Raw genomic sequence first — 14261 nt, forward strand, 5'->3', positions numbered from 1 at the left:
CCCCCTAAAAGGGCGGCATCTAAAAGTAGAATCAACACAAGTCCTGCGTTTAGTGCAGGACGCGTGAGTTTGTTAAAGCCATCATACGCGTTTGCGCTGGAGTGAATCCACCGAGCGACATATGAGGACGGTTGTTATTGTAACACCACAGCCACTGTGTCGCCTCGATTTGAGCGTGTTCGAGTGACTCAAATAATGTCTGATTGAGCAATTCATAGCGCATGGTTCGGTTAAAGCGTTCAATGTAGGCGTTCTGCTGTGGGTTTCCAGGTTGGATGTAGAGCAGTTTAATGTCGTGCTTTTGCGCCCATTGTTGGTAGTGGTGGCTGATGAATTCAGGGCCGTTGTCCGAGCGTATCGCTTGAGGTTTACCACGCCATTCAATGAGTTGGTCGAGATAGCGCGTCAGCGTGGTTGCGGGGATTGAGAAGTTGATTTCTGCCAACAACCCTTCTCGGTTGTGGTCGTCAATGACGTTGCATGAGCGGATGCTGCGCCCATCCTCGAGGTTGTCGTGGGTGAAGTCGATTGACCACGTCACATCCATTGCGTCGGGCACTTCGAGTGGTTGCGGTGTTTCTCGGTCAAGGCGTTTGTTGGGAATCAGGCGCAAGTTGAGCCCGAGTTTGCAGTAAATGCGGTAGATGCGTTTGTGGTTGTATTTCCAGCCCAAGACGTTGCGGATGTGCAGGTAGCATAATCGAAAGCCCCATGTGTTTTGTCCTTTGGTGGTGGTCAACTCGATCAGTTTAGCGGCTATCATGGCGTTGGCTTGCGCGCGCGTTGGGATGTGGCGAAAGCGTTTTTCTGAGATACTCATGAGTTCGCAGGACGCACGGATGCTGATGTTTTTATCGTTGTGCAGTTGTTGCGCCATCTCTTTACGAGATGACGCGCTTACTTTTTTGCAAGGCACTCCTTGAGGATGTCGGTGTGCAGCTGGGATTCGGCATAGAGTTTTTTCAGGCGCGTGTTCTCGGCTTCTAAGGCTTTGAGGCGGCTCATGAGGTTTGCGTCCATGCCTGCGTATTTGCTGCGCCATTTGTAGAAGGTGGCACTGCTGATGCCATGCTCACGACACAGTGCGGGTACGGGTACGCCTGACTCGGCTTGTTTTAGAATGCTGGCGATTTGGCTGTCGCTGAATTTGGATACTTTCATGTAAAACTCCTTTGGGTTAGTTTAAAGGGTTCTACTTTTAGGTGCTGGCTTTTTTAGGGGGTATTACCACGATAGCCTTGTCGTTTGTAGCGGTCAACATTGCCCATTCCCCAGTTGTATGCGGCTAAGCTTAAATTTAAATCGCCATCATAGCGTTTGTATAAAGTGGATAGATAACGCGCCGCGGCCTGTGCGGCTGGTTCTGGGTCATGCGGATCACTCAAGCGCAAATCGCGCGCTGTTGCGGGCATGATTTGAAATAAACCTCTTGCGCCGACTGGGCTGCGCGCACGGATTTTTCCTGCGGACTCTTGGTGCATGACGGCCGACAGTAAGCCTTTGGGCAAATCATATCGCCGCTCTAGGCTGGATAAATCAAGTGTGCTGCGCCAGCTTTTGACGCGTTCAAAAGCAACCTTTTCCTGAGGAGTAACCTTCGGTGTGGAACATCCAGATAACCCGAAGCCGAGTGCTGCTGCACTGATTAAAATGTGAATGGCTCGTTTTTTCATGCTGCGAATTATACTCATCTCATTGCAAGCAAGTGGCCAGATAGCCCAAAAATATGAAGGCGAGATGATTTTTGACTGAGCTTGATTGATGATGTGAATGATCTATCGGAGATCAATTGCTCATGAGCTGGAATGATTTTTGGTCGCTCAAAAGATTCGGTGAGCATTTTATTTTTACATCAATCACTTAGTTATTTTAAAGTGCTTTTCATCTGATTATTTATCGATTTAATAGTTGGATGTGATTCAGTATAATGAAGCTCATCTCCTTAATTTCATTGAAAGACCGTTATGAGTTCGCCGCTTTTGTGTGCTTCTTATTCTCACTATGCCCAGTGCATGCTGGATGCTCATCGGGTTACGGCCGAGGAGGTTTCGGGGCTGGTGACGCAGTTGCCTTTGTCGGTTGAGAATATGGCGGCTCTGATTGAGTCGAAACTGCCCACACATCATGATGCGGAGCAAGCGATGGCCGAGGCACTGCGTAAAACGCGGGTGTTGGTCATGTTGGCGATGATGGAGTTTGATTTGTCAAACCCGCCGACTGAGCAGACTTTGGATGTGATTACGCAAACAGTCAGCGCGCTGGCCGATGCGTCTACGTTAAGTGCTTTGGATGTGGCGTACCGTGCTTTGACGGAGATTCATGGTGAACCTCGGTCGGATTCAACCGGTGCCGCGATGCCTTTGTGGGTCATGGGCATGGGAAAACTCTCCGGGCGCGAGTTGAATGTTTCGTCGGACATGGATTTGGTGTTTGTGTTTGAACATGAGGGGGAAACCGTTCCGACGATTGAGGGACAACGCGTCCGCGCCCTCTCGCATGGCGAGTTTTTTGACCGTTTGGGTCGCCGCATGATCAAGCTGTTGGATGATGTTAATGAATTCGGCTTTGTGTTTCGCGTCGATATGCGTCTGCGCCCAAATGGTGCTTCAGGTGCGCTGTGCGTGAGTTTGAGTACGTTGGAGAAGTATTTATTCACGCAGGCGCGCACATGGGAGCGTTTTGTCTGGCTGAAAAGTCGTTTGATGAACCCTTCTTCGCATTCGTATTTGCTGGAGCAAGTGGTCACGCCGTTCGTATTCCGACGCTATTTGGATTACGACGCGATTGATGCCCTGCGCGATGTTCACCATAAAATTCGTGCGAAGGCGGAAAGCCGAGCGGCGAAACATCCTGAATCTGAGGACATTAAAATCGGTTCGGGTGGGATTCGAGAGATTGAATTCAGCGTGCAATTGCCGCAGATCATTAAAGGCGCGCGCTTACCCAATTTGCAACAAAAAGCGACTTTGACTGCCCTGCCCGAGCTGTCTAAAACGGGCTTGATGGATGACGCAGCCATGCGTCAACTGCGCGAGCATTATGTATTTTTGCGTCATTTGGAGCATCGGATTCAGTATTTGAACGATGCGCAGACGCAGCAAATTCCTGTGGAACCGGAGCTGCGCGAACGCATTGCCCGCACTATGCGTTTTGATGATTGGACTCAATTAGAACAGCACATGCGCATCGGACAAGCGAATGTGATGCACCACTTTAACGCCCTGTTTGATGCGGCGCCGGAGCAATCACCGGAGGAGCGCTCATTGAGCGCGCGGCAGTCTGCTGACCCGCAAAATGATGACTGGGCGGCGCTGTGGGCGCGCTTTGACTCGCCGCAGGAGATCAGCGACGTCTATGCACGCATGGAAACGAATCCGCGTCAAAATCAATTGCCCGAGCGTAGCTTGATTCGCTACAAGCAGTTGGTCAACGCGAGCGCGCAGATTTTGGTTAATCGCTATCCCAATCAAATTATTCCGATGGAGTGGCTGCAACGAATTTGGAACTTTTTAGATGCAATTAGCCGCAGAAGCAGTTATTTGGCGCTATTGATCGAGTATCCGAAGGCTTTGGAACGCTTGGTCGAGCTACTGGCCAGTTCGCGCTTTGTCGCCGACTATCTGACGGCGCATCCGATTTTGCTGGATGAATTGCTCAATGTCGAACAGCTGCATCGCGCACCCGATTGGCCTGCGCTCAAAACGCATCTGAATCAGTTGCTCAATCATGCCAAACACCACGACGGCAAACCGGATGTGGAACGGCAAATGGATATTTTGCGCGAAAACCACCACAGCCAAGTATTTCGCCTGCTGGTGCAGGAGCTGGACGGCTTGTGGACGGTGGAACAATTGGCCGATCATCTGTCCGATTTGACCGACGTAATGCTGGATGCGGCTGTATATCACTGCTGGGATGCGTTTGCGAAAAAACACCGCGATGTGCCGAAATTTGCCATCATTGCCTACGGCAAACTGGGCGGTAAGGAAATGGGCTACGCCTCGGATTTGGACTTGGTGTTCATATTTGACGATCCGGCGCAAGAAGCGCTGGAGGTATACAGTCGCTTTGCGCAGCGTCTGAACAACTGGCTCACGGCGCCGACCGGCGCCGGTGTGCTGTTTGATACCGACTACCGTTTGCGTCCGAACGGCGACAGTGGCTTGATGGTCGTCAGCACCAAAATGTTTGAGCAATACCAGCGCGAATCCGCGTGGTTCTGGGAGCATCAGGCGCTCACGCGGGCGCGCTATTGTGCGGGCGATGCGGACATTGGCGCGTGGTTTGAAGATTGCCGTCGCTCGATTTTATCCGCAGAGCGTGATATTCAAAAAGTTCGGGCGGAAATTTCGTCTATGCGCGATAAATTACAGGCCGGACATCCGAACCCAACCGAGCTGTTTGATCTGAAATACGACTCGGGCGGCATGGTGGATATTGAATTTTGTGTACAGGCCTTGGTTTTGGGCTATTCCAACCGGCATCCTGAGTTGCTCGATAACAAAGGCAACATCGCCCTACTCGAACGCGCGGGTCATGCAGGCTTGATTGATGGGGCGCTGGCCAAACAATGCGGTGACGCCTACCGCCACTACCGCCATGTGCAACACACCCTGCGCATGCAAAATATTGCCAAGCCCCGAGTGGTATCTGAAAGCGTTACCCAGCATATTGAAGCGGTAAATCAACTGTATGAAATCGTTTTACGATAGAGAATTTTCTAAAATATTTGATCTATTGAGGTGTTTCTCATGAATTTTCATTATTTATGTTAACCCCAAAACCGTTGGCTCAATTATAATAACGGCAAAGATTAATTCCCCATTCCTGTTATCATCAGGTTCGCCAAAATTGCTATAATTCTCCAAGCTATTCTAGCCATTTTGCTTATTTAATCTAAATAATAAAGGTGAGGTCAACGTGCAAAATATAACATCCGAAATAACCTCCGCAGAGCATCACAACAAAGCAAATCCCAAGGCAACTCCCGTTAGTTCATCGCCCTCCTCTTCAGAGCAATTACCCGAATATCTGGACGAGGTCTACAATTGGGCTTATGTCAACGAGCGCAATGTTGAACGCTTGGATCGCGAGCTGGTATTTAATGTCCTATTGTTTGGCAATGGCCCTCGACTGAAACGAGCGTATATAGATCATATTCAACCCGGAATGCGTGTTTGGCAAGTAGCCCATGTGTACGGTAATTTGGTGATTGATGCCGCGGAAAAAGTCGGATCGAACGGACAGTTTGACATCACGGATATCGCCACGATTCAGATCAACCACACCAAACGCAAAATCGGTCATCTGCCGCAGGCTGCGATTCACCACATTGATGCGGCGCAGTGGACAGGTAAAGACTACGATTTAACCTGTAGTTTCTTCCTGTTGCACGAAGTGCCGGACGATAAAAAAACTGAAATTCTCAACCAAATGCTGCAATCCATTCAGCCCAATGGTCAACTCGTGTTTGTGGACTACCACCGCCCTGCTTCTTGGAATCCGGTCGGTTGGCTGTTGCGTTGGGTCAATGCCAAGTTAGAGCCATTCGCGGAAGCCCTGTGGCACAAAGAAATCAAAGACTTTGCCGATCCTGAGCTGGCCAATCGCTTCGTTTGGCGTAAGCGCACTTTTTTTGGTGGCGTATACCAGGCGGTTTACGCGGAATACAAAAAGCCCTGAGTTTTCCTGATATTCATTGCGCCACGCATATTAAAAAAGCCTGCTGTATGCAGGCTTTTTGCTTACGGCTCAATGATTTATAGCAGGAACAAATACGCCCAGCCGCCGATCAAGCCCACGCAAATCACGTTGAGCACCACACCGACGCGGATCATTTCCTGCTGACGAATCAGCCCCGTGCCAAATACAATCGCATTCGGCGGCGTGGCCACCGGCAGCATGAACGCACACGATGCACCCAGCGCAATCACCATGACCAAAGCTTCTTGTGGAACTCCGAGCTGTGGTGCAATCGCGGCAAAAATCGGTACCAGCAGCGCAGCCGAGGCCGTGTTACTGGTGAACTCTGTCAAAAAGACAATGAACGCCGCACTGGCTAAAACCACGATGAACGGATGCGCCAACACAAATGAGTTTGCCACTTGAGCGCCCAAAACCGCAGAAGCACCCGAGCGGCTGAGAATGGCGCTCAAGGCAATACCACCGCCGAACAGGAACAAAATCCCCCAGTCGGTATTGTCCGCAATTTGTTTCCAATTGGCCAAACCCAACAACACGATCACAATGGCTGCGGTGACGGCAACCCAAGTGTCCGGATTTGTGATTCCGAATGTGTCCTTGAGCTTCGTACCAAAAATCCATGCGGCGGCAGTGCAAACGAATACGATCATGGTCAAAACACGCGGTAATGTCCAAGGAATATATTCCTTTTCCAAGCTCATGGGCTGATTCAAATTAGGACGCAAAACCAGATACATCACCGCAATCATGGCCGGTAAAATGACCAACATCATCGGCAAACCCAATTTCATCCAGCCGGCAAAATCAAGACCTAATGCTTTGGCCGCGATCGCATTGGGCGGAGAGCCGACCAAGCTGCCCAGACCACCGATGCTGGCGGAATACGCCACACCCAAAAGAACAAACACAAAGGTACTGCGGTCTTTGTCCCGATCCAAATGCGACAACATGCCCAATACCAAAGGCAGCATCATGGCCGCCGTCGCGGTATTGCTGATCCACATGGACAAAAATGCGGTCACGCCAAACACCACCAAGGACGCAACGCCCAAATGCCCTTTTGAAATTGAAATGAGCCATAAGGCAATTTTTCGATCCAGTTGCTGGACGTGCAAGGCTGTTGCCAAAGCAAAACCGCCGAAAAACAAAAAGATAATCGGGTCGGCGAATGAGCTGAACGCCCTTTGCGTCGTCATTTCGGGAATACCAATCGCCACGGCCAGCACCGGAATCATCAGAGCCGTGATGGTGATGTGAATCGCCTCGCTTAGCCACAACACAGCGATGAATGTCAGCAAAGCCAAGCCCTTGTTGGCATTGGCCTCATACGGCAACACTTTGTAGACCACCAAAGCCAGTACGGCTGCAATTGCAGTGATGACTAATCCTTTGCCCGTACCTTTGGGGAGCGTATCCGATAGTGTATTTTGATAAACTGCTTTTTTCATTATTTTCTCCTATTAAAATATTTTTTATCAAAATTAATTACCAAAATTTATAATAAAAATTTGAAACAATTATGAATGCAATCGATGTCACACTATTTATTATTAAGGAGCAAATAAGGAGGTTTGAAGCGGTGAATACAAGAGAGATCAATAAAAAAGCGCACCGAAGTGCGCTCTTATTGGATTGCTGTGTGGTGACGAGCGTCACCATCACTTTTTACAGCCCCGCGAACAAGGTCACCAAGCTGCACAAAATCACCACGGCATACAAGGCATAGCGCGTTTTAATGCCGACATGAATGTGAAAATCATGCAAGACATAGTAAAAACGGTGCGCGGTATGCCACAGCATGAGGAACAATACGCCGACCATCAAGATGTAGAAAAACGCATTGTGAAACAGCGGTGATACGGTGTCGTAAAACGTCGCCGGATTCCCCACCAACTCCATCGGCAGCAACAGGCTCAGAATCGCGACCAAGGTAGGCAACACCAATGCGGCGATCATACCGCCTGCGGCAAACAGACTCCAATAAATGGATTTCATATTTTTAGGTTTACTCATGGTGTCCTCCTTATGCGCACGCGATCGTGATGATGAGCAAAATCAAGGCCAATACCGCAAATACAGCCCAGTGTGCGCCCAAAATGGTTTTTTCCGGAACGAATTTATCGCCCTGCTGCACTTTCATCACTTTTGGCGTGGTTTCAAACCAAGTGTAGGTATTGAACAACGCAGCGACCAAAGTCAGCACGGTGAATAAAATCATCAACGGACTTTTTTGCATTTCAATCCATGACAGCCATTTGATTTGCGAAGTGGCCAATGCCGCCACGCCTGCCATCAAATTCAATACATAGATGGCCATTGGGATGCAGGTCACTTCACGCAGCATATAGCGTTGGTAAAACGGCTTGGCCATGAACCAATTGGAGGCCTGTGTGGTGTGATAAGGTTTTCTCATGGTTTACTCCTTGCCTGAAATCAGACCTTTGAGCCAATATTGGCTGGACTGTGCTTTGGCTTGTTGAATCGCGCCGGCCGGATCGACGTTTTTCGGGCAGACTTCGGAACAGTAACCGACAAAGGTACATGGCCAAATGCCGTTGTCCAAATTCATCACGTCAAAACGTTGCTCCGCACCTTCGTCACGCGTGTCGTAGTTGTAACGCAAGGCCAGCGCATTCGCGGCAGGGCCTAAGAACTCAGCGTTGATAGCCACTTGCGGACAGGCTTGGTAACACAACATGCAGTTGATACACATGGTGTATTGTTTGAACTTCGCCAATTCCTTCGGTGTTTGCACATGCGATTTGAGCGTCACATTGGTGAACTCGGTTTGCGGTTTTTCCTTGATGATGTACGGTTTGACCGCATTGAGTTTTTCGATGAACGGCTCGATATCAACCACCAAGTCTTTTTCCACCGGGAATTGATCCAGCGGAGTCACGGTGATTTTGTCGCAATCGGCGTATTCACGCACAAAGGTAGAACAGGCTAATTTCGGCACGCCGTTGACGACCATACCGCAAGAGCCGCAGACTTCCATACGGCAGGACCAGCGGTAGGCCAGATCGGCGGCTTGCTCGTCCTTGATCGAGGCCAAGGCATCCAAAATAGACATGTCTTGCGTCCATTCGATGTCAAAACTTTGCATCCACGGTTTGTCATCCACGTCCGGACGATAGCGGGATACCTCAATAATGATTTTTTTCGCAGTCATATTATTTTCCCTCCGCGGCCGCGCCATACGCGCGTACGGCTGGTTGTGATTTGGTGATGGTCACTGAACTGTAGTCAATCGCCGGTGCGGCATCGCCTTGATAAAACGCCAAACTGTGTTTCAAGAAGTTCACGTCGTCGCGCTCAGGCGCGTCCAAGCGTTGATGCGAGCCGCGTGACTCTTTGCGGTGGTAAGCTGAATGCGCCATCGCTTCGGCCACGTCCAACAGATAACCCAATTCGATCGTGGTCAGCCAGTCGGTGTTGAAGTTGGTCGAATGGTCGGTCACGCGTACATTTTTATAGCGACGTTTGAGTTCGGCAATGCGGTCAATGGCTTTTTTCGTGGTTTCTTCGGAACGGAAAATACCCACGCCCTCTTCCATCATGGCGCCCAATTCACGACGGATGTCCGCCGGTGATTCGCTGCCGTCGGTTTTGTTGCGCAGCGCATCGTATGGTGCGTAGCTGCGCTCTGCCAATGCTTTGATTTGCTCTTGGCTCAGGCTGTGCTGACGGGTTTTCGAGAAGTTCGCGGCTTCTTCACCGGCGACTTTACCGAATACGGTCAACTCAGCCAGTGAGTTCGAGCCGAGACGGTTCGCGCCGTGCAGACCGACTGATGAGCATTCGCCCACGGCGTACAAGCCTGCCATGCGGGTTGCACAACGGCCATTGGTTTCGATACCGCCCATGGTGTAGTGCGCGGTCGGACGTACCGGAATCGGTTCTTTGACCGGATCGACGCCGACGAATTTTTCTGCCAATTCGCAGATGAACGGCAAACGTTCGTGCAGGTATTTTTCGCCCAAGTGACGCAAATCGAGGTATACGACATCGCCGCGTGAGCTTGGAATCGTACGGCCTTTTTGTTGCTCATGCCAGAATGCTTGCGACAGGCGGTCGCGCGGACCAAGCTCCATGTATTTGTTTTTCGCTTCGCCAACCGGTGTTTCAGGACCGAGACCGTAGTCTTGCAGATAGCGGTAGCCATCTTTATTGGTCAAAATACCGCCCTCGCCACGACAGCCTTCGGTCATCAAGATGCCCGAACCCGGCAAGCCGGTTGGGTGGTATTGCACGAATTCCATATCGCGCAAAGGTACGCCGTGACGATAGGCCAATGCCATGCCGTCACCGGTCACGATACCGCCGTTGGTGTTGTACAAGTACACGCGCCCTGCACCGCCGGTGGCGATGATTACGCTTTTCGCTTGAACGGCGATGGTTTCACCGGTTTGAATGTCCAAACACAAAACGCCGTGCAATTGGCCGTCCTCGACCAATAAATCCAAGGCGAAATGCTCGTCCAAGCGGTGAATGCTCGGATACTGTAAAGAGGTCTGGAATAAGGTATGCAGAATATGGAAACCGGTCTTGTCGGCGGCGAACCACGTACGTGGTACTTTCATCCCGCCGAAACGGCGCACGTTCGGTTGACCTTCCGGTGTACGCGACCACGGGCAGCCCCAGTTTTCCAACTGGATCATTTCCTGCGTGGCATGATTAACAAAGTATTCCACCACGTCTTGTTCGCACAGCCAGTCACCGCCGGAGACGGTGTCGTGGAAGTGGTAATCCAATGAGTCGTCCTCACGAACCACGCCTGCGGAGCCGCCTTCGGCCGCGACGGTGTGGCTGCGCATGGGGTAAACTTTGGAAATGAGGGTGATTTTGGTGTCGGGTTGTGTGCGTGCGACCTCGATTGCGGCACGTAAACCTGCACCACCGGCGCCGATGATCGCAACATCGGTCTGTAGAATCTGCATGATGACCTCTCTTTTTTATCGATTCAGAAAGTGCGCTCGATGCTCTTATTCAAACAACGTCGGTTGGACTGGCTCAGTACCTCATCGCATCTTTGACTGAGCATTTCGAGGCAATGAAATTATACACCCGTTAGGTTACAAAACTATATCAGTTCTGATAATCAAAACTTATTTTTATATTTATGGAATATCGCAGAACTATTTATTGGATGAGCGTGATTTACAAAAAAATGGTCGGCCATTTTTTTAAACGGCCGACCCCAAAATATCGTTCAGAGATGTTTTTTCTGTAACCGTTTACTTAATTTGTCTTTGCAACGCTTTTTCCACAGCGTAATCAAAAGCGTCGGCTTTGCCCTTTTGCTCACCCTGTTCGCGCAAATATTGCTCGCGCTTTTGTGACAATTCGCTGATCTCTTGACGAATGGTTGCGCGCTCATCGATTTTTTGCTGAACATACGCTTTGCGTTCGGCCTGGGTCATGCCCTGCATTTCGCTTGGCAGCTCTTCGGTTTTCACACGATCCAGATCAATGGATTTGTTTTCCACCGCTTGTACCAAGTCGCTGGAATGATAAGCCGCTTCGGTATTGATGGATTTATTGATGGCGCGATCTGCGCGAGCGCTGATGGGCGCGGCGTTAAATGACGCGGTATAGCCCATCGCGTCGCTCGCAACTTTTTCACGCGCCGAACCATAGTACACGCCTTTACGTGCCATATCATCGCCCAATTCGGCCAAGCGTTTATCGTACGGAGTCACCACGGCTTGTACACCGCCGTTTTGCGCAATGGCGAAATATTCACCGCCACCTTTGCGCGCCACTTCGCGCCAAATCGGTGTGGTAGACTGGATGTTACCCACTTGAATGGCATTTACGGTGATGCCGCGATCTTTGGCTTGCGCTGCGGTTTTTTGCACGCTTGGGTATTGCTTGTAATCGTCATGCGGTGGCGCATCGCCAACCAAGAATAAAACCTGTGACAAGCGCCCCACACCATTGACCGAACCATAATCGGTATTACGTGACTCGCGTCCACTCCAACCTACGGCATTGAGCGCATCGCTCATCGCCAGACGCACATGCTCCGGCTCATCACCGCCGCCCTCGGCGCGAAAATTCATCAGCTTGCTGTACACCGCGTCCAAATCCGATGACAGCGGCGTGATGCGCGTGACGTAATCGTCTCCCACATCACGGTAGGCAACCAAGCCGACGCGCACCAATACTTTTTGATTGGACGCTTTTTGACGTTGGGTCACATCATTGATGATGCGCCAGACTTTTTGCTTCGCCCCCTCAATCAAGCCGCCCATCGAGCCGGTCGTATCCACGGCGAAGACCAATTCGATCGTTCGGTCATAGTTTTGATCGGGAACAAACGGCGGCAACTGCGGATAATTCGCAGGCTTCTCATTGAGCGCGCCACGCACGATGTCTTGAATATCGCTGTCGTTGCTCGCAACTTCGGCGCTCGGTGGCGTCCAAATCGGGCGCAAGCCCGCATCCAAACTCAACATATCCGGAAACACTTCAGGCGTGGTTTTGACCGCAGCGGAAGATGACTGAGCCGCACTGATACCGAGCATACCGATGAGTGCGGCAATCATGAGGCGACGAGGCGTGGCTTTTGACATGAGATAATCCTTGATGACGTGGTTATATCCAATGATAGACAGGTCTCTAACGCTCGATATTTTGAACGGTTGACACTGATTAACAAACAAAAACCAGGCCAGTCAAGTGTCTTGTCATTTGAATGGTGGTACTGCAAAAAATGTAGCGCTTTAGATAAAGCCTTTTTGACACATTATTTGCTGATAAGCTTGCTCCAGATTGCGTACATAGGATTCTGTATCAAACAAAGCGCAGGTGTCACGATTATGCATTAGTCTATTCTTTAAAGCACGCAGCTCGTCAGGGTTTCGCGCCAAATGTATTGCCATGCGTTCGTAGCCATCTTGAGAATCTGTGACCAACTCGGGTAAATCCGCTGCACGCAGCAAACTGGCTGCAACGCGCGACGCAAAGCTCTGCCCCATGTGCGTGAGTACTGGTAATCCCGCCCACAGTGCATCGCTCGCAGTTGTATGAGCATTACATGGGAAGGTATCTAAGAATAAGTCAGCTTGTTGATGGCGGGCTAGGTGCTCGGCCAAAGGTGCTCGTTTAGCAAATATCAGTCGCTTGCTATCAAGTCCCCGCGCCTCTGCTTCCTTCCGAAGGTTTTTGGCTGCGATAGGATTGCCCTGTAACAGCCACAACACACTGCCTTCAACTGCATTCAATATACGAATCCAACTATCAAAAGTCTCCGGCAGGATCTTGTAATTGTTGTTAAAGCAGCAGAATACAAAAGCATCTTCCGGCAGCCCCAATTCTGCTCGTGTCGGCGTATAATTTGCGATTACGCGCTGGCGGTCATTGGGCTGATAGCTATCGGGCAGGCGTATCACTTTTTCGGTGTAGTGCTGTTCTAACTCCGGTGGAATCAACGTATCGTCGGCGATGATATAATCAATGAATTCCGCCCCCATGGTTCCCGGATAGCCTAAGTAGTTGACCTGAATGGGGGCGCAACGTTCGGCGAAAATGCCCGCGCGATGACTCCCCGTGTAGCCTTTTAAATCAATCGCTATATCAATTCCTAATTCTCTTGAACGGCGAGCAACTTCTTGGTCTATTTTATTTCGAACCGTATAAAAACAATCAAATGAGCGGATCAATCTTTCCCGCATTTCATCTTCTTGGTTCGGACCAAATGAAAACGCATAGACTTCAAAGCGTGATTTGTCGTGTAACTCGAATAACCGTGCCATCAGATATGCCGTGGCATGATTGTGAAAATCAGCAGAATAGTAAGCAATGCGTATTTTTTGTGATGGTATACTTTTTCGCTCAATATGATGCTCGGTATGCTTTGAAAATTTCAACCTTCTATACTGTTGCGCAGATGTTTGCTGTAATTCTGGCCGGTTGAGTAATATAGAGGCGACAAATGGCGTTGTGACCGGCTTCCCTTGCTCAAGTTGTGCAATATAAAGTTCAATCTCGTCTATTATCCCATCCCAGTTACATGAATTTAGCTTCATGTTCAAATATCTTCCGAATAGGAACTCATAATATGGGTTAATTTCAAGAGCTTTTTTATATGCCTCCAAAGCTAAACCAAAAGATTGTTGTCGTTGAAAAATTATCCCGCGATTATAATGAAACTCTGCATTATTAGGCTCGATGCGAATTGCTTCATCAAGGTAATTTAATGCTTCGTCCAATAAATCATTATTGATTAATTCAAGGGCTATTACGTTATAAACACCGACGTTGCCGGGATTTAGTTCGAGCGTTATTTTAAAACTGGCTAGAGCATCTTTTAATCTATTAAGTCTTAGTAAAACTCTTCCTCGATTATAGTGAGCCTCACTGTACTTTGGCTGATATGTGATTGCCTTGTCGAAGCAATTCAATGCTTCATTAAACCGCTTTTGTGCAAGCATCTCTACACCACAACCATTGTGTCCGACTACATCAAAAGGATCAAAAACCAATTTTTTTTGGTATGTTATAAGGCTATTTTTCATGGAATTCAATTAGTTCAAAAATGAATTTTAGTGATT

The 14261-nt window shown here is 49.5% G+C and carries 10 protein-coding genes and 1 pseudogene; 2 read left to right on the plus strand and 9 right to left on the minus strand.

What is annotated here, in order from left to right; translation table 11 throughout:
- Window positions 1-49 precede the first annotated feature (49 nt).
- Window positions 50-1161: pseudogene (locus tag ACZ41M_RS03430) on the minus strand (IS3 family transposase).
- A gap of 53 nt (window positions 1162-1214) precedes the next feature.
- The gene (locus ACZ41M_RS03435; protein WP_464730310.1) at window positions 1215-1673 is read right to left on the minus strand and encodes a lytic transglycosylase domain-containing protein; all 459 of its coding nucleotides are present in this window, start codon (window positions 1671-1673) and stop codon (window positions 1215-1217) included.
- Window positions 1674-1964: 291 nt separating this feature from the next.
- On the opposite strand from ACZ41M_RS03435, the gene glnE reads away from it, so the two are divergent.
- Both glnE and rquA read left to right on the plus strand, forming a co-directional pair.
- The gene (gene glnE, locus ACZ41M_RS03440; RefSeq protein WP_464730309.1) at window positions 1965-4712 is read left to right on the plus strand and encodes a bifunctional [glutamate--ammonia ligase]-adenylyl-L-tyrosine phosphorylase/[glutamate--ammonia-ligase] adenylyltransferase; all 2748 of its coding nucleotides are present in this window, start codon (window positions 1965-1967) and stop codon (window positions 4710-4712) included.
- A gap of 208 nt (window positions 4713-4920) precedes the next feature.
- Entirely contained in the window at window positions 4921-5682 is a 762-nt protein-coding gene (rquA, locus tag ACZ41M_RS03445) for a rhodoquinone biosynthesis methyltransferase RquA (protein WP_464730308.1), read from the plus strand.
- 77 nt (window positions 5683-5759) lie between these two features.
- Here the strand turns inward: rquA and ACZ41M_RS03450 are convergent, their stop codons facing one another.
- The 7 genes from ACZ41M_RS03450 to ACZ41M_RS03480 form a co-directional block, all read right to left on the minus strand.
- Entirely contained in the window at window positions 5760-7151 is a 1392-nt protein-coding gene (locus tag ACZ41M_RS03450) for an SLC13 family permease (protein WP_464730307.1), read from the minus strand.
- Window positions 7152-7368: 217 nt separating this feature from the next.
- Window positions 7369-7716 (minus strand): fumarate reductase subunit FrdD, encoded by a 348-nt coding sequence (frdD, locus tag ACZ41M_RS03455; protein ID WP_464730306.1) that lies wholly within the window; start codon window positions 7714-7716, stop codon window positions 7369-7371.
- A gap of 10 nt (window positions 7717-7726) precedes the next feature.
- Window positions 7727-8116, minus strand: a complete 390-nt coding sequence (locus ACZ41M_RS03460) for a fumarate reductase subunit C (protein ID WP_464730305.1) — start codon at window positions 8114-8116, stop codon at window positions 7727-7729.
- Window positions 8117-8119: 3 nt separating this feature from the next.
- Complete coding sequence (locus tag ACZ41M_RS03465; RefSeq protein ID WP_464730304.1) at window positions 8120-8875, minus strand: succinate dehydrogenase/fumarate reductase iron-sulfur subunit; 756 nt, start codon at window positions 8873-8875, stop codon at window positions 8120-8122.
- Window position 8876: 1 nt separating this feature from the next.
- Entirely contained in the window at window positions 8877-10643 is a 1767-nt protein-coding gene (frdA, locus tag ACZ41M_RS03470) for a fumarate reductase (quinol) flavoprotein subunit (protein ID WP_464730303.1), read from the minus strand.
- Window positions 10644-10940: 297 nt separating this feature from the next.
- The gene (locus ACZ41M_RS03475; protein ID WP_464730302.1) at window positions 10941-12281 is read right to left on the minus strand and encodes a vWA domain-containing protein; all 1341 of its coding nucleotides are present in this window, start codon (window positions 12279-12281) and stop codon (window positions 10941-10943) included.
- A 150-nt stretch (window positions 12282-12431) separates the two neighbouring features.
- Window positions 12432-14225, minus strand: coding sequence for an O-linked N-acetylglucosamine transferase, SPINDLY family protein (locus ACZ41M_RS03480; protein WP_464730301.1), 1794 nt, complete (start codon window positions 14223-14225; stop codon window positions 12432-12434).
- Window positions 14226-14261: the final 36 nt, after the last annotated feature.

The organism is Puribacter membranae (assembly GCF_055380425.1).